A 19,246-nucleotide genomic window follows, 5' to 3' on the forward strand; every position below is an offset into this window, starting at 1 on the left:
CTTTCTTAGTGTTTTAGTTAGATATTTTAGTATTTCTTAGTTCGATAGTAGTACCCACCAAATGCGGGAATAGCTCAGTTGGTAGAGCACGACCTTGCCAAGGTCGGGGTCGCGAGTTCGAGTCTCGTTTCCCGCTCCAATATTTTCTTAATCTCTTAACTTTTCTTCTTAATTAATTCTTACACAATACCTATTTAACTTAAGTAGAATCACCTGGTGTGCATATGAATTGCGCTTGTTCACTGTTTTTATCCTTTTATATCTTGAACACTAGGATCTACATGGGTTTTGCGATCTTTTTTGGATCAGATCAAGATTTCCTCTTGCATTCGTTTTCAGGTCGCCATAGAATAGCCACCCCTTAGCAATAGGGTGTTTTGCTTCCATCTCTAAGATGATAACGCGAAGTTTAAATAATAAACAAAAATATGCTTTTTTATTTACTTCGAGTCACTTTTCATTTTAGTCTTGTTTTTTGGTAACTTTTGTACTGCTAGTAAACGTAAAATCAGTATTTTTCTTTTCAATGTGCCATTAGAAAGTTATCCACAGCCCGCTCAATCAATCTGGGTTTTTATCGCGATTTGAAATAACTTATTACACAGAGTTATCCACAGGCTAATTAACAAATTTCTGTTGTGCTATTTAATTCTAGTATTTAAATAGCACTGTTGTAACTTATTGATTTATTTGTTAAGTGATTTATTTTGTCAAAATGCGGCTAGCACATCTTGCAAATTCTTTACCTATTGTCTGCTAAGCACTTTTTACTTTATTCACATCAATTTGACAATTCTTCATTTCAGGTATATAGCTGACTTTTTTCTATGCATCTCTCGGTAAACCTTTGTTAATCGCACGTACAAGGCGTTTTTGCTGTGAAGTTTGAATTGTGACTTGGTTTGCATTACGTTGATTAAGCTGTTGTTGTATAGACCATTGGAAGTGCTCATCTAGCATTTCGTTAATTCCCAACCTATTTTGTAAAGCCAGTACAATACTGTCTTGATAAGGTGCGTTACCTAGCGCCACACTGATATTTCGCAACCACTTAATATAACCAATGCGGCGGATTGCAGAGCCTTCGGTCACCTTTAAAAAGGTTTTTTCATCCCATGAGAACAAGTCGAGCAACTCTGGTGTATGTAAGTCCTTTCTTGGACTGAAATCATCTTCATCAGTTAGCTGGGAAAAACGGTTCCACGGGCAAATAAGCTGGCAGTCATCACAACCGTAGATCCGATTTCCCATTAGAGGGCGAAATTCTTCAGGGATAGCACTATCTAGCTCAATGGTAAGATAAGAAATACAGCGCCTAGCATCTACGGTGTAAGGTTCGACAATTGCACCTGTTGGGCAAGTTGTCATACAAGCAACACAGCGGCCGCAATCTTCTTCGACAGGTTTATCAACAGAAACGGGTAAATTAATCAATAATTCACCGAGAAAAAACCAAGATCCTGCTTCACGATTTAAGACTAATGAATGTTTTCCTGTCCATCCTAAACCCGCTTTGACGGCGAGAGGGCGCTCTAAGATTGGCGCAGAGTCGACAAAAGGTCGAAAATTAAGATCGTCAATGGTGGTGCCATCGGCCAGTATCACTCCGTTAAATTCACGACAATAGTCTAAAATACGATCTGAAAGTTGTTTTAGACGTTTTTTTAATAGTTTGTGGTAGTCTCGCCCTAGGGCATAACGGCTGATATAACCTAATTCAGGGTTATTTAATGTACTAGCAAATGCGGCTTTGGCAGGCAAGTAATTCATACGTACGCTAATGACACGTAACGTGCCAGGGTGCAGTTCGTGTGGTCTGGCTCGCATCATCCCATGGCGATTCATCCATTCCATCTCACCATGAAATTGTTTATCTAGCCATGCTTGTAATTTGGGCTCTTCCGCTGAAAGGTCAGTATCGCAGATCCCGACTTGTTGGAAACCTGCTTCAACACCCCATTGTTTAATATTCTGAGCGAGAAGATCGAGATTGAGGTATCTTGGCATCAGATCCTATATTGAGAAAGATTAAAACGGCTGGCACTCTAACATGACCTGCGTTATTCATCAAAACGCATGAAAAATACCGTCAATATTGAGAACAATTATAGGATATTTCTGAACTCATCATTCAAGCAATGTTAATTAAGAAAAAAGCCCCATCTTAGGTTAAGATAAGCGGTAATATTGATGTTTGTTGATATCTCTTTATGCATTTTGATCAGCAATATAAACTATGCATTTAAAGGATAAACAGGCGACACCGCCTATTAATGACATAATAAAAGAACAATATGAAAGAATGTACAATACAACTTGCCAATGAAGCGCAAACTGTTGCGTTAGGTAATGCTATCGCTAAGGCTTGCCATCAAAGCACTGTGATTCACTTATACGGTGATCTTGGTGCAGGGAAAACCACCTTTAGCCGAGGTTTCTTACAAGCGCTAGGTCATCAAGGCCATGTAAAAAGTCCAACTTACACATTGGTTGAACCCTATGAATTAGCAGATCGTCAAGTTTTCCACTTTGATCTCTATCGGTTAGCAGATCCTGAAGAACTTGAATTCATGGGAATTCGTGACTATTTTTCTGGAAATTCGATCTGTTTGGTCGAATGGCCGCAACAAGGTAAAGGTTTTTTACCTGAAGCGGATCTTGAGCTCCATCTGACCTATCAAGGCGAAGGGCGTCAGGCTCACTTTGTTGCTTTTTCTGCCAATGGGGAGTCGTTGTTAGAAGCATTACCCCTACTCTAAGGAAGCTATTGCTCATGTTGAATGCATCAATCCACAGAATAACAAAAAAGGGTTTTTTTACTGTTTTCGTCTTGTTTATGGCATCAGCTATGTGGCTGTTTGGAGCACAAGCGGCAACATTATCAAATATTCAAGTTAATAACAGCCCATCACAAGCAGAAGTGGTGCTAAGTTTTATTGATGGTAAGCCCGACTACTCCTATTTCCCATTGCATTCACCTGAGCGCCTTGTTGTTGATATCAAACAACGAGGTGAGATTATTGGTTTACCACTTAAAGTTCCCGCAGGAGACCTTGTAAAACTGGTACGGGCGAGCCAACCTTCTGATAACCAACACAAACGCTTAGTTTTAGAGCTATCTCGCGCAGCGAAAACAAAAGCGGCACTTAAACAGGTTTCAGGTGAATATCAGTTGGTGTTAACGATATCGACTGGAAATGCATCCGGTTCTACCTCTTTTAATCAAACCAATAATACGGTTAAAGCAGCGGCAAATAATACTCAAGATAAACCATTGAAGATGAGTAACCCTGCACCTGTGGCTACACCAACACCAACCAAATATAAAAATATGCCAAAGGGTAGCAAGCAGGTCGTCATTGCTATTGATGCAGGGCACGGTGGAAAAGACCCTGGTGCGATAGGCAAGAATGGTTATAAAGAAAAAGATGTGACTCTCAGCGTCGCTCGTAAATTATACCAACGCCTTGAAGCCGACCCAATGTTTAAGCCCGCGATGACACGTGACGGTGACTATTTTATTTCTGTTAGTGGTCGTTCTGATGTGGCACGTAAGAAAGGGGCTAATATGTTGGTGTCAATTCACGCGGACTCGGCTCCGAATAGCAGTGCACGGGGCGCATCAGTATGGGTATTGTCTAATCGGCGTGCAAACAGTGAACTGGGTAGTTGGCTGGAACAACGTGAAAAACAATCGGAATTATTAGGTGGGGCGGGTGATGCACTGAGTGGCGCGGACCCTTACTTAAGCCAAGCCGTTTTAGATTTACAATTCGGTCATTCTCAGCGTGTGGGGTACGATGTTGCGGTTAAAGTGATCGAACAGCTACGAAAAGTAGGTAATATTCACAAAAGAACCCCTGAACATGCAAGCTTAGGTGTATTGCGTTCTCCTGATATCCCATCGATTTTAGTCGAAACTGGGTTTATTAGTAATGCAGCGGAAGAGCAGTTGCTAAAATCGAATGAATTCCAAGACAAAGTCGCAGAAGCTATCCATTTAGGATTACGTCAATATTTCTTGGCGAATCCAATACAAGCAGCGCCACAATAAGGGGGAGGCATGGCTATACATATTCTATCCCCACAGCTTGCCAACCAAATCGCAGCAGGTGAGGTGGTTGAAAGGCCTGCGTCAGTGGTTAAAGAGCTCGTTGAGAATAGTCTTGATGCAGGGGCAACGCGTATTGATATCGACATTGAGCGCGGCGGAGAAAAACTGATCCGTATTCGTGATAATGGTTGTGGTATCCGTAAAGATGAACTGATTTTGGCTTTAGCTCGCCATGCGACCAGTAAAATTGCCACATTAGATGATCTTGAAGCCATTATGAGTATGGGGTTTCGCGGTGAGGCACTAGCGAGTATCAGTTCTGTTTCACGTTTAACGTTGACATCAAAGCCTGCAGACCAGACAGAAGCATGGCAATCCTATGCCGAAGGTCGGGATATGGAGGTAATAGTTAAACCCGCAGCGCATCCCAATGGCACAACGGTTGAAGTATTAGATTTATTCTATAATACGCCAGCTCGTCGTAAATTTATGCGCACAGAAAAAACTGAATTCGGTCATATCGATGAAATTGTTCGCCGAATTGCGCTTTCTCGCCCTGATGTGGCTATCAACCTGACTCACAATGGGAAATTAGTAAAGCAATACCGAGCGGCTCATGATGAGGCACAGCAAGAGAGGCGTCTTGGGACGATTTGTGGAACGGGCTTTATGCAAGGCGCTTTGGCGTTATCTTGGGAACATAGCGATCTTGCTATCAAAGGGTGGGTCGTTTCTCCATCAATGACGTCGGGTAGTGAAACACAATATTGCTATGTCAATGGCCGTATGATGCGTGATCGCCTGATTAATCATGCTATTCGCCAAGCTTATGAAGGGCATTTAGACGAAAACCAGCAGCCAGCTTATGTTCTGTATTTGACCATTGACCCAAAACAGGTTGATGTTAACGTACACCCAGCAAAACATGAGGTTCGTTTTCACCAAGCTCGTCTGGTACATGATTTTATTTATCAAGCGGTACGAACAGTATTATTAGAAGCCGCATCTATTGATGAGCTTCCGGGTATCGAACCTGTAAATACAGAACTGGAAAATCGACCTTCTGCGGGGGAAAATTATTTTTCTTCTCCTAGTGTGGCTCCTAATCAACATAAGGCAGAAAACAAGACGATAGTCGAGAATACCCTTCTAGAGCCTAAAACACCTTATAAGCAGGCTAGCCACTTAAAGGATAATGTTAAAAATCACGCTTTTTCTTCGCCGAAATCAACGTCAGGTTTTTCAGAAAATGTACCAGCAAAAACGTTTGGCTCAACTTATGACAAAAAAGCAGGCGAACTGTATCAGAGCTTAATGTCCATTCCCGTTGCTCCTGAAGATAAAAAACCGCTTTTTCCTGAACGTAACCCAATCAGTTCACCGCAAATATCCTCACAACCTGTAGCAAAAAATGCGGATAACTACCTTTTTGGCAAAGTATTGACAATTTACGCAAAAAACTTTGCATTAATTGAGTCTTCGTTGGGGCTAATCCTGTTATCCTTAACGGAAGCTAATTATTTATTGAAGTTGTCACAATTGTCACCGAGTGGTGGAGCCTTAAAGCCCCAACCATTGTTAATACCTCTAAAATTGTCACTTAAAAATGATGAAATAGAGGTTTTACAGCGGTACAAGGAACAATTGACAATATTTGGTATCGAAGCCACGATATTACATGGAAAAGTAACAATTCATACGGTATCGTTACCATTAAGAACACAAAATTTATCACAGCTTTTTTCTGAGCTACTCGATTTTTTATCGAGAAAAGAAAGTGTCACTGACGAAGATATAGCACAATGGCTCGCTAAAGCAGTTTCACAGGTTAAAACAGAAGAAAGTTGGAGTTTAGCACAGGCTGTTCAGTTGCTGGCTGATGTTGAGCGGGTATGTCCGCAGTGGGTGAAAAACCCTCCACCAACATTATTACAATTAATTAATTTACAATCCGTGGTAGCTACACTAACAAATGAGTGATTTAGCAACTCAGAAAAAACCTGACGCAATATTCCTAATGGGTCCAACGGCCTCAGGTAAAACCGCTTTGGCGATAGAACTTCGCAAGCATTTGCCTGTGGAAATTATTAGTGTCGATTCGGCATTAATTTACCGAGGGATGGATATTGGCACAGCAAAACCAACAACAGAAGAACTCAGCCAAGCTCCCCATCGTCTGATTGATATCCTCGATCCGTCTCTACCATACAGTGCTGCCGATTTTCGCCGTGACGCATTAAATGCCATGGCTGAAATTACCTCACAAGGTAAAATTCCATTATTAGTTGGCGGCACAATGTTGTATTTTAAAGCCTTATTAGAAGGGCTTTCACCTCTTCCTTCAGCTGACCAAGCAGTTCGTACTGAAATTGAACACATTGCGAAAGAACAAGGGTGGGGGGAAATTCACCGTCGTCTTACTGAGGTTGACCCAGTTGCCGCGGCAAGGATTCATCCTAACGACCCACAAAGATTATCCCGTGCTTTAGAGGTATATCTCATTTCGGGACAAACTTTGACTGAAATGATACAAACAGCAGGGGAAGAATTACCTTATAATGTGTTTCAGTTTGCTATTGCGCCACAAGATCGTAAAATTTTACATGAGCGCATAGAACAACGTTTTCATCTGATGATAGATGCGGGTTTTGAAGAAGAAGTTCGCAAGTTACATCAACGAAATGATTTACATGTTGACCTCCCTTCAATTCGTTGTGTGGGGTATCGGCAAATGTGGTCATATTTAGATGGTGAAATTGGCCATGATGAAATGATTTATCGGGGGATTTGTGCAACTCGCCAATTGGCAAAACGTCAAATTACCTGGTTAAGAAGCTGGGAGAATGTTCATTGGCTAGATAGTGAACAACCTCAGCAAGCGCTTAGCACCGTTATGCAGGTTATGCGTGCATAGGACTGATGTTTGTGTACAATTAGAACGTTAAGCGCAATTTTTGAGTAGTTACTTTTTGGAATCTAAAAGATTCTCTTTTAAAAACAACAAAATAAGGAAAACATAGAATGGCTAAGGGGCAATCTTTGCAAGATCCGTTCCTGAACGCATTACGTCGTGAAAGGGTTCCGGTCTCTATTTATCTCGTTAATGGCATCAAATTGCAGGGGCAAATTGAGTCTTTTGACCAATTTGTCATTTTATTAAAAAACACAGTTAGCCAGATGGTTTATAAACACGCTATCTCGACTGTTGTCCCTGCTCGCCCTGTTTCTCATCATAGCGGTACTGCGGGTAGCACTGGTAATGGTAATTACCATTCAGGTAACCCTGCAGCGCAAGATGGCGAAGTAACTGAGTAAGTTTGTACGCTAAAAGACAAGGAAAGCATGGGTAGGGAGACTGTACCTGTGTTTTTCCTTTGCAATTATTGTTTAGCCTAAGAGGTTACACCTTGTTTGATAGGTATGAAGGCGGTGAACTAGCTGTATTAGTCCATGTCTTTTTTTCTCAAGAGAAAGACGTTGATAATCTGGCAGAATTTGAGTCACTTGTGACATCTGCTGGGGTAAAACCAGTACAAATAGTCACGGGCAGTCGTAAAGCTCCTCATCCAAAGTTTTTTGTTGGGGAAGGTAAAGCAGAAGAAATTGCCCAAGCTGTTGAGGAAAGTGGTGCAGATGTGGTGTTGTTTAATCATACTCTAAGCCCTGCTCAAGAACGTAATCTCGAAAGGATTTGCCAATGTAAGGTGGTTGACCGTACAGGGGTAATTTTAGATATTTTTGCTCAACGCGCACGTACACACGAAGGTAAGCTTCAAGTTGAATTGGCTCAATTAAGGCATTTATCGACTCGCTTAGTGAGGGGATGGACGCACTTAGAGCGACAAAAAGGCGGGATTGGTTTACGAGGCCCCGGTGAAACTCAACTTGAAACTGACCGTCGGCTATTAAGAGATAAAATTAAACAAATCTTATCTCGTCTTAGTCGGGTGGAAAAACAGCGTGAACAAGGGCGTCAAGCGAGAAGTAAGGCAGATATCCCGACTATTTCGCTTGTCGGTTATACCAATGCTGGTAAGTCTAGCTTGTTTAACCGCATGACGGCCGCTGATGTTTATGCTGCTGACCAGTTATTTGCAACACTTGACCCAACACTTCGTCGTATTGATGTAGAAGATGTTGGTGTTGTCGTTCTTGCAGATACTGTGGGTTTTATCCGCCATTTACCCCATGATTTGGTTGCAGCTTTTAAAGCAACCCTGCAAGAAACACGTGAAGCAACGTTATTGCTGCACGTTATCGATGCAGCTGACAATCGCTTGGATGAAAATATTCATGCAGTTGAAAGTGTGTTAGAAGAAATCGAAGCGGATGAAATACCAACACTTTTAGTGATGAACAAAGTTGATATGCTGGAGGATTTTGTCCCGCGTATTGACAGAGATGAGGATAACAAGCCGGTTCGTGTCTGGGTTTCAGCGCAAACGGGTGATGGTATCCCATTGTTGCTACAGGCATTGACGGAACGTCTTTCAGGTGAAATCGCACATGTTGAATTGCGTTTACCACCGAATGAAGGCCGTTTACGTAGCCGTTTCTATCAACTTCAGTCAATCGAACGTGAATGGCAGGAAGAAGACGGCTCAATTGGCCTTGAGGTGCGTATGCCAATGGTGGATTGGCGGCGTCTGTGCAAACAAGAGCAGCAATTACCTGACTATGTTATTTAATCGCTTTGGTTATTAATAATGCTTTGGCCGTTAATAATTTGGCCGTTAATAATATAGTTAGGCAATGGAATTGATATTAAGAGCCCTATCGCTCTTAGCCCTGAAAATCAATCATAAAGAATGGAGCTAAAACATGGCGTGGAATCAGCCCGGTAATGACGGACAAGACCGCGATCCGTGGGGAAGCGGCAATAAAGGCGGCAACTCTGGCGGGAACAAAGGTGGTCGAAAACGTGGGGCTTATGATCTCGACGATCTCTTTCGTAAACTAGGCAGCAAGCTTGGTGGAAATAAAGGCGGCGGTGGTGATGGTGATAATAAACAACCATCACAAATCAGTGGCCGTTTAGGTATGTTAGCTCTTGCTGCTATCGTTGTTGTATGGGCAGGTTCAGGCTTCTACACCATCAAAGAAAGTGACCGTGGCGTAGTATTACGTTTTGGTGAATATAGTGGTATTGTTGGGCCTGGTTTGAACTGGAAACCAACCTTCATTGATAGGGTCATTCCTGTCAACGTAGAAACCGTACGTGAACAAGCGACAAATGGCATGATGTTAACGTCAGATGAAAACGTGATCCGCGTTGAAATGAACGTTCAATATCGTGTTACCGACCCTGCGCAATATTTATTTAGTGTCACAAACCCAGACAATAGTCTGCGTCAGGCGCTAGATAGTGCTGTGCGTGGTGTAATCGGTCAGTCTGCGATGGAGCAAGTACTGACTACGAATCGTGCTTTTATCCGTGATGTTACACAAAAAGAGCTCGAAGCAACAATTGCACCATACAAGATGGGTATCACACTGCTTGACGTTAACTTCCAAGCAGCGCGTCCACCTGAAGATGTTAAAGCGGCATTTGATGACGTAATCTCAGCAAGGGAAGAAGAACAAAAAACCATTCGTGAAGCGCACGCTTATCGAAATGAAGTTCTTCCTCTGGCAAAAGGTAACGCACAACGCCTAATTGAAGAAGCCGAAGCGTATAAAGCGAGTGTGGTCTTCAAAGCAGAGGGTGAGGTGGCAAGTTTTGCGAAAATGTTACCTGAATATCGTGCTGCGCCAGAAATCACCCGTGAGCGTTTGTATATCGACACAATGGAGCGTGTGTTAAGTAATACACGTAAAGTGATTGCGAATGATAAGAGCAACAGCATGTTAGTGCTGCCGCTGGATCAAATCATGCGCGGTACAAATTCAGATGCGGCTTCAACGTCAAAAGCTAATCCGTCAGCAAGAATGGCGACGCCAAGCAATAGTTCGTCATCATCTGCTGCAACACCAGCACAGCCAAACAACGCTGTTCGTGGTGATGCTGTTAGAGTAGGGAGACAATAATCATGCGTAAATCGCTAATTGTTATCGTTATTGCCATCTTGGCAGTTGCATACGCATCTATCTTTATTGTTCCTCAAACTGACCGCGGTATCGTATTGCGTTTTGGTAAAGTTCTACGTGACTCTGAAAACAAACCGATCATTTATGAGCCGGGTCTGCATTTCAAAGTTCCATTTATTGAAACTGTGAAAATGTTGGATGCACGTATTCAGACTCTTGAAATTCAAGCTGACCGCTATCTGACAAGTGAAAACAAAGACTTAATGGTGGACTCCTACCTGAAATGGCGCGTGACTGATTTCAGTCGTTACTATGTAGCGACTGGCGGTGGTAATCCATTCCAAGCGGAAACCCTGTTAAAACGTAAATTTAGTGACCGTTTACGTTCTGAGTTTGGTCGTTTAAGCGTTAAAGACATTATCACTGATTCACGTGGTCGTTTAACTGTTGATGTGCGTGATGCTTTGAACAAAGGTACTGCAATTGACGACTCAACAAAAGAAGCGGATGCAGCGATTGCGGATGCAGCAAAACGTGTTGAAGAGGAAACGAACCTGAAGCCACTGGTTGTGAATGCAAACAGTATGGCGGCGTTAGGTATCGAGGTTGTCGATGTACGTATTAAACGTATTGAGCTGCCAAACGAAGTTTCTGAAGCTATCTATGCGCGTATGCGTGCAGAACGTGAAGCAGTTGCACGTCAACATCGTTCACAAGGTCAAGAAGAAGCGACTAAGATCCGCGCTGTTGCAGATAAAACAGTAACAGAAACGTTGGCTGAAGCAGAACGTACCGCCCTAACTTACCGAGGTGAGGGTGATGCGATGGCAACGAAACTGTTTGCTGATGCATTCAACCAAGATCCCGAGTTCTATGCGTTTATTCGTAGCTTGCGTGCCTATGAGCAAAGCTTCAAGAGTGGTGAAGACGTGATGGTATTAAGCCCAGACACTGATTTCTTCCGCTTTATGAAGGCACCAACTAAGCTTCGCGCGACAGATTAATAACAAGCTAAGTTGCGTGCAACCTAGCAAAATAACTGTTAATCTATTAAAGAAAAGCCCGCTTCGGTGGGCTTTTTTTCGCCTGTCGTTTTAAGTATAGGATTTTTCAGGGAAAATTTGAGCTGCTCAACTGATGGCATTCATTTTGAGTTTACGGCAGAAATAAAAAATACCATTTTACTTGCTTTCCAGAAAAAAATTTTTGTATTGCCAAAATATCACTGGAACAGTTCATTTTTGATGGTAGAATTCATTTTTAAGCAACCGAGTGTATTTCAAAATGGGTAAGAACGTTGTCGTACTGGGCACCCAATGGGGTGACGAAGGGAAGGGCAAGATCGTTGACTTGCTGACAGAGCGTGCTAAATATGTAGTTCGCTATCAGGGCGGCCATAATGCTGGCCATACTCTTGTTGTAAACGGTGAAAAAACCGTTCTCCACTTAATTCCATCCGGTATTCTTCGTGAAAATGTCATCAGCATTATTGCTAATGGTGTTGTTTTAGCGCCAGACGCATTAATGAAAGAGATGAAAGAATTGGAAGACCGCGGTGTTCCTGTTCGGGAACGTTTACGTCTTTCTGAAGCATGCCCACTGATCCTGCCTTATCATATCGCATTAGATAATGCGCGTGAAAAAGCACGTGGTTCCAAAGCGATTGGGACAACAGGTCGTGGTATTGGTCCTGCTTATGAAGATAAAGTTGCACGTCGTGGTTTGCGCGTTGGTGATTTATTCGATAAAGCAACGTTTGCAGAAAAATTAAAAGAAATCGTTGAATACCACAACTTCCAACTTGTTCATTACTATAAAGAACCTGCTGTTGATTACCAAAAAACGTTAGATGATATTATGGCTGTGGCTGATATCTTAACTGGCATGGTAATTGATGTTTCTGATCTGCTCTATAAAGCAAATCAGAAGAATGAATTAGTGATGTTTGAAGGCGCACAAGGGACATTATTAGATATCGACCACGGTACGTATCCTTATGTAACCTCTTCAAATACGACAGCTGGTGGTGTGGCGACTGGTTCTGGTTTAGGTCCTCGCTATGTAAACTACGTATTAGGTATCATCAAAGCTTACTCAACACGTGTTGGTGCGGGCCCATTCCCTACTGAGCTGTTTGACGAAGTGGGTGAGTTCCTGCGTGAAAAAGGCCAAGAATTTGGTGCAACTACAGGCCGTAAACGCCGTACTGGTTGGTTAGATATCGTTGCGATTAATCGTGCGGTACAAATCAACTCACTGTCAGGCTTCTGTATGACTAAACTGGATGTTTTAGACGGTTTAGAAGAAGTCAAAATTTGTGTAGGCTACCGTCGTCCAGATGGTAAAGTGTTAGAAACAACACCTTTAGCTGCTGATGAGTGGGATGGTTTAGAGCCAGTTTATGAATCAATGCCAGGTTGGAAAGAAACAACTTTTGGTGTGAAACAAAGAGAATTACTGCCACAAGCAGCTCTGAATTACATCGAACGTGTTGAAGAACTCACGGGTATTCCAGTTGATATTATTTCAACGGGCCCAGATCGTTCAGAGACCATGATCCTGCGTGATCCATTTGATGTTGAGTAATAACACTGACTGCGCCTTAAACGGGCGCAGTTTTTTTACTGCTTTACCTCCTTCCAATATGTCGCTTCTTTGATAAAACAGTCAAAATTCCCCATAATGATTGAATTAAGTCACTTTTGTGTGCAAATTCTGTGCAATTAAATGCATATTTGACCTGTGTTATACGTTAAACTGTATTTAGCAACATATAATTTATTAGCATGCTATATTTTATTCAGAAAACTGAATGTGTTGGGTTAGAAATAGTAAATGTGAATTTTAAAAGAAGTCACATGTTTTTAGGCCACTGATTTGCGGCCAACAGCGTTATAGCTAAAATTTTGAGGTGATTGTGCAACTGACTAGTTTTACAGATTATGGGTTACGAGCTCTTATTTATCTGGCTTCTCTGGGTGAAGGGAAAATGACCAGTATTACTGAGGTCACCGAGGTCTACGGTGTATCTCGTAACCATATGGTAAAAATTATTAATCAACTCAGTCACTTAGGTTATATTAAAGCCACTCGTGGCAAAAATGGCGGGATTACACTAGGACAACCAGCAGAATCAATTCGTATAGGGGACGTTGTTAGAGCATTAGAACCCCTGACTCTTGTTAATTGTAGTGGCGAGTTTTGCCACATTACACCTGCGTGTCGTTTAAAAGGTGTGCTACACCAAGCAATACAGCAGTTTTTACAAGAACTTGATCAATACACGCTGGCGGACATGGTGAAAGATAACAGCCCGCTCTATCAACTACTGCTTGATTAGCATTTGCGGTAGTTATGAATTCTGATGACAACGGAGGTAACGATGTCACAAGATCCTTTTCAGGAAAGAGAAGCAGAAAAATACGAGTCCCCAATTCCAAGTCGAGAATATATTCTTGACCTTATCTCGAAGCGTACTGCACCAGCTAACCGCGAAGAAATCGCACAATTATTGAATTTATCGACAGAAGATGAATTAGAGGCATTACGTCGTCGGTTAAGAGCCATGGAACGTGATGGTCAACTGGTCTTCACTCGCCGTCAGTGTTATGCATTACCGGAGCGTTTAGACTTATTAAAAGGGAAAGTCATTGGCCACCGTGATGGTTACGGCTTCCTACGTGTTGATGGTAAAAAGGAAGATTACTATTTATCTCAAGATGAAATGAAACGCGCCATGCATGGGGACGTTATCTTGGCGCAACCTTATGGGCAAGATCGTAAAGGGCGTACAGAAGTTCGGGTTGTTCGTGTGTTAGAGCCGCGTAATAACCAAATTGTTGGTCGCTATTTTATCGAATCGGGGATGGGGTTTGTCGTACCGGATGATAGCCGTTTAAGCTTTGATATTTTGATACCGAAAGATCGTGTTCTTGGCGCTCGAATGGGTAATGTGGTGGTGGTTGAATTAGTCACTCGTCCACAACGTCGCTCGCAAGCGGTGGGGAATATCATTGAAGTATTAGGCGAAACAATGGGCACAGGTATGGCGGTGGAAATCGCTTTACGTACTCATGAAATCCCACATTCATGGCCACCACAAGTTGAAAAACAAGTCGCTGACCTAAGTGAACATGTCCCTGAGTCTGCGAAAAAAGGGCGCGTGGATTTACGCGACTTACCGTTAGTCACGATTGATGGTGAAGATGCTCGTGACTTTGATGATGCAGTGTACTGTGCACCGAAGAAAGGCGGTGGCTGGCGCTTATGGGTGGCGATTGCGGATGTAAGCTATTATGTCCGCCCACAAACGGCTCTGGATACAGAAGCGCGTAGCCGCGGTAATTCGGTATATTTCCCATCTCAAGTCGTTCCTATGCTACCGGAAGTCTTATCGAACGGTCTGTGCTCACTTAACCCTGGTGTTGACCGCCTGTGTATGGTGTGTGAAATGACGGTGTCGGCATCTGGTAAGCTTTCTTCATACAAGTTCTATGAAGCGGTTATGAGTTCTCATGCAAGGTTAACTTATACAAAAGTATGGAAAATCTTGGAAGGAGACGAAGAACTGCGCGAGCACTATAAAGCGCTAGTGCCACATATTGAGCATTTGCATCAATTATATAAAGCACTTGATGCTGCACGTATTGAGCGTGGTGCGATTTCTTTTGAATCTGAAGAAGCGAAATTTATTTTTAATGCGGAGCGACGTATTGAAAGTATTGAGCCAGTAGAGCGCAATGATGCACATAAATTGATTGAAGAGTGCATGATTTTGGCTAACATTGCGGCGGCTCGGTTCGTTGAGAAAAATGAAGAGCCTGCATTGTACCGTGTGCATGACCGCCCTAAAGAAGAAAGCGTGATGAATTTACGCTCTGTTTTTAGTGAATTAGGGTTGACTTTGCCGGGCGGAATGAAGCCTGAGCCGAAAGATTATGCGCAGGTAATGAATGAAGTGGCTGAACGCCCTGATCATGAATTACTACAAACCATGATTTTACGATCGATGAAACAAGCGATTTATGATCCTGAAAATCGCGGTCACTTTGGTCTAGGTTTGAAATCGTATGCTCACTTTACATCACCAATTCGTCGTTACCCAGATCTGACGTTACACCGCGGGATAAAATATCTGCTGGCTAAAGAACATGGTCATTCAGATAAACGCTGGACGGAAACGGGTGGCTGGCATTCAGACATGGATAGCATGTTACAGCTTGGCGAGCACTGCTCAATGACTGAGCGCCGTGCTGATGAAGCAACACGTGATGTGGCTGACTGGCTGAAATGTGATTTCATGCAGGACCAAGTAGGCCAAACCTTTACAGGTTTAATTACCAGTGTGACCGGTTTTGGCTTCTTTGTTCGCCTTAATGATTTATTTATTGATGGTTTAGTGCATATTTCAACGTTGGATAATGACTACTATCGTTATGATGCGGTCGGTCAGCGTTTAATTGGTGAATCATCAGGTACCACTTACCGTCTTGGCGATGAAGTGGAAATTCGTGTTGAAGCGGTGCATATGGATGAACGCACCATCGATTTCGCATTAATTTCAACCACTCGTAAAGCGAAAAACCCGGGCAAAACGGCGCGGGACAAAATGAAGCAAGAAGTTAAAAATGCTACACGCCCAGCTCGTCGAAAAGCGGATGCGAGTAAAGATAAAAACTTCGAGCCTGATTCTGCATTTCGTCGTTCCGATAAAAAAGGAAAAAAAGCTGAGGCTAAGCCAGAGGCGAAAGGGAAAGGAAAAGGCAAAAAGCCTTCCGATAAAACCAGAAAAATTACAGCAAAATTAAAAGCTAAACGCGTTGCAAAAAAATCCCAAAAACAAGAGGGATAATGGTATTGCTGTAGTTATTAACCATCGTTATTAACCATCGTTATTAACCAAAGTGGCGCTAACACGCCACTTTACTATTTATTAATATAAATAAGAAATTTATGAGCGAAATGATTTATGGCATTCACGCAGTGAAAGCCTTACTTGAGCGTTCACCGCAACGCATTAAAGAAGTCTATATTTTGAAAGGTCGTGAAGACCGCCGATTAATGCCGCTGGTGCATGAAATCGAAGCGTTAGGTGTTGTTGTTCAAGTGGCGAACCGTCAATGGATGGATAGCCAAACCGAAGGCGCCGTTCACCAAGGTATCATTGCGAAAGTATTACCGGGTAAACAGTATCAAGAAGGTGATCTGCCTGATTTATTGGAGAACACATCATCGCCATTTTTATTAGTATTAGATGGCGTAACAGACCCACATAACTTAGGCGCGTGTTTACGTAGCGCTGATGCCGCTGGCGTTCATGCTGTGATTGTTCCTAAAGATAAATCTGCTCAGCTTAATGCAACCGCGAAAAAAGTGGCCTGTGGCGCGGCAGAAAATGTTCCACTTATTCGTGTGACGAATCTGGCAAGGACATTGCGTTTGCTACAAGAATACAATGTATGGATTGTGGGAACGGCGGGTGAAGCTGACCATAATTTATACCAAAGCAAATTAACCGGCTCGATAGCCTTGGTTATGGGAGCTGAAGGCGAAGGCATGCGCCGTTTAACTCGTGAGCACTGTGATGAGTTAATTAGTATTCCAATGGCGGGCTCTGTGTCATCATTAAATGTGTCAGTGGCGACAGGGGTTTGTTTATTTGAAGCGGTGCGTCAGCGCTTACCTGTTTCTGTAGAAAAATAATATTTAATGTAAAACGGTATCCATCTCTTGAGTTTTATCTCAGGGATGGGTATAGTTACGCGTCAATTTTTTAGCCGCACTCAATAAGTTCCTTGCCTCCGCGGGCCGCGGTTAACCCAGACAGGAGGCTAATAATCCGTAAGGAGCAACTACTAATGCGTCATTACGAAATCGTTTTTATGGTCCATCCTGACCAAAGCGAACAGGTTCCGGGCATGATCGAGCGTTACAGTGCTGTTATCACTAACGCACAAGGTCAGATTCACCGTCTGGAAGACTGGGGCCGCCGTCAACTGGCTTACCCAATCAATAAACTGCACAAAGCACACTATGTTCTTCTGAACGTAGAAGCGCCGCAGGAAGCGATTGATGAGCTGGAAACTAACTTCCGCTTCAACGATGCCGTTATCCGCAGCATGGTTATGCGCTTAAAACACGCAGTAACAGAAGCTTCTCCAATGGTCAAAGCTAAAGACGAACGTCGTGGCCGTGACATGTCTGATGAATATCAGGATGAAGAAGTAGAAGAAACTGGGGATTCTGAAGAGTAATTGCGCAGGTGACCACTAATCGTTTGGTGTTAACAGGCACAGTCTGTAAAGCATTGATTCGAAAAGTGAGTCCGTCAGGCATTCCTCACTGCCAGTTTGTTTTAGAACATCGTTCACAGCAGCTGGAAGCAGGACTGTCAAGGCAAGCATGGTGCAGAATGCCCATTATCGCCAGCGGACAAACCTTACAAGCCCATACTCACAGTATAACGGTCGGCAGTTGGATTACAGTAAGCGGTTTCATTAGTACCCATCAAGGGCGCAATGGGATCAGCAAGATTGTCCTCCATGCCGAGCAGATTGATTTGATAGATTCTGGAGACTAGCCATATGGCACGTTATTTCCGTCGTCGCAAGTTCTGCCGTTTCACAGCGGAAGGCGTTCAAGAGATCGACTATAAAGATATCGCAACGCTGAAAAACTATATCACTGAAAGTGGTAAAATTGTACCAAGCCGTATCACCGGTACTCGTGCAAAATATCAACGCCAGCTCGCTCGTGCTATCAAGCGCGCTCGCTACCTGTCTCTGTTACCATACACTGATCGTCATCAGTAATTGGTACAGTCCATTAACGACTAATAGAGGATAAGGTAATGCAAGTTATTCTGCTTGATAAAGTAGCTAACCTAGGTAGCCTGGGTGATCAGGTTAACGTTAAATCGGGCTATGCTCGTAACTTCTTAGTTCCACAGGGCAAAGCTGTTCCTGCGACTAAGAAAAACATCGAATTCTTCGAAGCTCGCCGCGCTGAACTGGAAGCTAAATTAGCTGACGTTCTGGCAGCAGCACAGGCTCGTGCAGCAGCTGTTACTGCTCTGGGTTCTGTAACTTTAGCTTCTAAAGCTGGTGACGAAGGTAAACTGTTCGGTTCAATCGGTACTCGTGATATCGCTGACGCAATTACTGCGGCTGGCGTTCAAATCGCGAAAAGCGAAGTTCGCCTGCCAAACGGCGTTCTGCGTACTACTGGTGACCACGAAGTTCACTTCCAGTTACACAGCGATGTTTTCGCAGAGCTGAACGTTATCATCGTTGCTGAGTAATCAATAATGATGATATGCATCACTGGGTTATCCATGATGCGAATAAAAACACCGGCTAAGTCCGGTGTTTTTTATTTTCTAGACAATATTTTTGTATTTATTGATTAGCTAAGCATTGGTAGTCGAGTAATTCACCCGCAGAACCTAAGTTCAAATCCCAAAAATTCAATCGGTTGGCAAGTAATATCTTAGAGCCATCTTTAAGCTGTACCATTGCTAGGCCAAAATTACCTATTTTATCGTGATGCTTGATGACATATTCGTTTAGTTGATGAAACGAATTTTCTACATGGGGTGAGCCTTCCGGAAATTTTTTGGCTAAGTAATGATGACCCGCTAGTTTAGAAGATAAAGAAGCCCAATGTGTTGTTATTGTTGATGAAAGTTGATTAAGCGTTTCATTTATCTCAGGTTTTAAGCAGGCAATATGAATATGGAGTTGGTCTTGGGAGCGACCATATTGGGAGTTTACCGCAATGGCCAATAAATGTTCAGGAATTGGGTGGGTTGTTTGTTGTGACAAACTGCCCCTTTCTTGCCAAGCGATAGCAAAATAGTCGGGTGAGTTTTGTTCCAATAATTGGCTAGATTCTATCCCTGTGATCTTTTCCGTCGGGATAATTAAGTTGTGTAAAGGCCCTTTTTTATCTTTGAATAATACATAGTGTTTTTCCTGTTCTACTTTCAAGCAGGGCAGTGTTGTTGGAAGTAATGGAATACATTGAGTATTAACGATGTTCCACAGCGCATTTGAATTGATCTTGAACCATGAAATATAGCTAACAATCACGATAAGTAATAAAAGAGCCACACCTAAAAATATGTTAATCCATTTGCGCTTTAGCATGATAGTTTTTATCGCTTAA

Annotated in this window: 18 protein-coding genes and 1 tRNA gene; 17 read left to right on the forward strand and 2 right to left on the reverse strand. The window is 42.8% G+C overall.

Translation table 11 applies throughout. The features are described from left to right. Positions 1 to 63 precede the first annotated feature (63 nt). Positions 64 to 139, forward strand: a tRNA-Gly gene (locus PSE83_RS13195). A gap of 686 nt (positions 140 to 825) precedes the next feature. Here PSE83_RS13195 and queG read toward each other — a convergent pair. Then, positions 826 to 2,007 carry a tRNA epoxyqueuosine(34) reductase QueG gene (gene queG, locus PSE83_RS13200; protein ID WP_272660907.1) on the reverse strand — a complete coding sequence of 394 codons (1,182 nt, stop codon included), beginning with the start codon at positions 2,005 to 2,007 and terminating at the stop codon, positions 826 to 828. Between the two features lie 287 nt (positions 2,008 to 2,294). Here queG and tsaE point away from each other — a divergent pair, with 287 nt between their 5' ends. The 16 genes from tsaE to rplI all read left to right on the forward strand — a co-directional run bounded on the left by tsaE (position 2,295) and on the right by rplI (position 18,380). Then, complete coding sequence (gene tsaE / locus PSE83_RS13205; RefSeq protein ID WP_004907392.1) at positions 2,295 to 2,759, forward strand: tRNA (adenosine(37)-N6)-threonylcarbamoyltransferase complex ATPase subunit type 1 TsaE; 465 nt, start codon at positions 2,295 to 2,297, stop codon at positions 2,757 to 2,759. 14 nt (positions 2,760 to 2,773) lie between these two features. Next, a complete protein-coding gene (gene amiB / locus PSE83_RS13210) occupies positions 2,774 to 4,054 on the forward strand; it encodes an N-acetylmuramoyl-L-alanine amidase AmiB (RefSeq protein WP_164565614.1) in 1,281 nt (426 codons plus the stop codon). Between the two features lie 9 nt (positions 4,055 to 4,063). After that, positions 4,064 to 6,034, forward strand: coding sequence for a DNA mismatch repair endonuclease MutL (mutL, locus tag PSE83_RS13215; RefSeq protein ID WP_272660908.1), 1,971 nt, complete (start codon positions 4,064 to 4,066; stop codon positions 6,032 to 6,034). Continuing rightward, positions 6,027 to 6,968 carry a tRNA (adenosine(37)-N6)-dimethylallyltransferase MiaA gene (gene miaA / locus PSE83_RS13220; RefSeq protein WP_004906008.1) on the forward strand — a complete coding sequence of 314 codons (942 nt, stop codon included), beginning with the start codon at positions 6,027 to 6,029 and terminating at the stop codon, positions 6,966 to 6,968. The genes mutL and miaA overlap by 8 nt, the downstream gene beginning before the upstream one ends. Before the next feature lie 107 nt (positions 6,969 to 7,075). After that, positions 7,076 to 7,369, forward strand: a complete 294-nt coding sequence (hfq, locus tag PSE83_RS13225; RefSeq protein ID WP_004906005.1) for an RNA chaperone Hfq — start codon at positions 7,076 to 7,078, stop codon at positions 7,367 to 7,369. Between the two features lie 92 nt (positions 7,370 to 7,461). After that, the gene (hflX, locus tag PSE83_RS13230) at positions 7,462 to 8,742 is read left to right on the forward strand and encodes a ribosome rescue GTPase HflX (RefSeq protein WP_004906004.1); all 1,281 of its coding nucleotides are present in this window, start codon (positions 7,462 to 7,464) and stop codon (positions 8,740 to 8,742) included. 133 nt (positions 8,743 to 8,875) lie between these two features. Further along, positions 8,876 to 10,081, forward strand: coding sequence for an FtsH protease activity modulator HflK (hflK, locus tag PSE83_RS13235; RefSeq protein ID WP_094961668.1), 1,206 nt, complete (start codon positions 8,876 to 8,878; stop codon positions 10,079 to 10,081). Positions 10,082 to 10,083: 2 nt separating this feature from the next. Next, complete coding sequence (hflC, locus tag PSE83_RS13240; protein ID WP_004905999.1) at positions 10,084 to 11,085, forward strand: protease modulator HflC; 1,002 nt, start codon at positions 10,084 to 10,086, stop codon at positions 11,083 to 11,085. 280 nt (positions 11,086 to 11,365) lie between these two features. Next, entirely contained in the window at positions 11,366 to 12,667 is a 1,302-nt protein-coding gene (locus PSE83_RS13245) for an adenylosuccinate synthase (protein WP_004905994.1), read from the forward strand. A gap of 331 nt (positions 12,668 to 12,998) precedes the next feature. After that, on the forward strand, positions 12,999 to 13,421 hold the full coding sequence (nsrR, locus tag PSE83_RS13250) for a nitric oxide-sensing transcriptional repressor NsrR (RefSeq protein ID WP_004907407.1): 423 nt from the start codon (positions 12,999 to 13,001) through the stop codon (positions 13,419 to 13,421). A gap of 42 nt (positions 13,422 to 13,463) precedes the next feature. Further along, a complete protein-coding gene (rnr, locus tag PSE83_RS13255) occupies positions 13,464 to 15,932 on the forward strand; it encodes a ribonuclease R (protein ID WP_036958793.1) in 2,469 nt (822 codons plus the stop codon). Between the two features lie 101 nt (positions 15,933 to 16,033). Continuing rightward, entirely contained in the window at positions 16,034 to 16,783 is a 750-nt protein-coding gene (rlmB, locus tag PSE83_RS13260; RefSeq protein WP_004905989.1) for a 23S rRNA (guanosine(2251)-2'-O)-methyltransferase RlmB, read from the forward strand. A 155-nt stretch (positions 16,784 to 16,938) separates the two neighbouring features. Next, a complete protein-coding gene (gene rpsF / locus PSE83_RS13265; protein WP_004905988.1) occupies positions 16,939 to 17,334 on the forward strand; it encodes a 30S ribosomal protein S6 in 396 nt (131 codons plus the stop codon). Positions 17,335 to 17,342: 8 nt separating this feature from the next. Further along, entirely contained in the window at positions 17,343 to 17,660 is a 318-nt protein-coding gene (gene priB / locus PSE83_RS13270; RefSeq protein WP_036958791.1) for a primosomal replication protein N, read from the forward strand. A 4-nt stretch (positions 17,661 to 17,664) separates the two neighbouring features. Continuing rightward, entirely contained in the window at positions 17,665 to 17,892 is a 228-nt protein-coding gene (rpsR, locus tag PSE83_RS13275) for a 30S ribosomal protein S18 (protein WP_000135199.1), read from the forward strand. Between the two features lie 38 nt (positions 17,893 to 17,930). Next, the gene (rplI, locus tag PSE83_RS13280) at positions 17,931 to 18,380 is read left to right on the forward strand and encodes a 50S ribosomal protein L9 (RefSeq protein ID WP_004905983.1); all 450 of its coding nucleotides are present in this window, start codon (positions 17,931 to 17,933) and stop codon (positions 18,378 to 18,380) included. Positions 18,381 to 18,477: 97 nt separating this feature from the next. Here the strand turns inward: rplI and PSE83_RS13285 are convergent, their stop codons facing one another. After that, the gene (locus PSE83_RS13285; RefSeq protein WP_272660909.1) at positions 18,478 to 19,227 is read right to left on the reverse strand and encodes a CDP-diacylglycerol diphosphatase; all 750 of its coding nucleotides are present in this window, start codon (positions 19,225 to 19,227) and stop codon (positions 18,478 to 18,480) included. Positions 19,228 to 19,246: the final 19 nt, after the last annotated feature.

Origin of the sequence: Providencia sp. PROV150 (genome assembly GCF_028481025.1) — a bacterium.
GTDB classification, from domain to species: Bacteria; Pseudomonadota; Gammaproteobacteria; order Enterobacterales; family Enterobacteriaceae; genus Providencia; species Providencia hangzhouensis.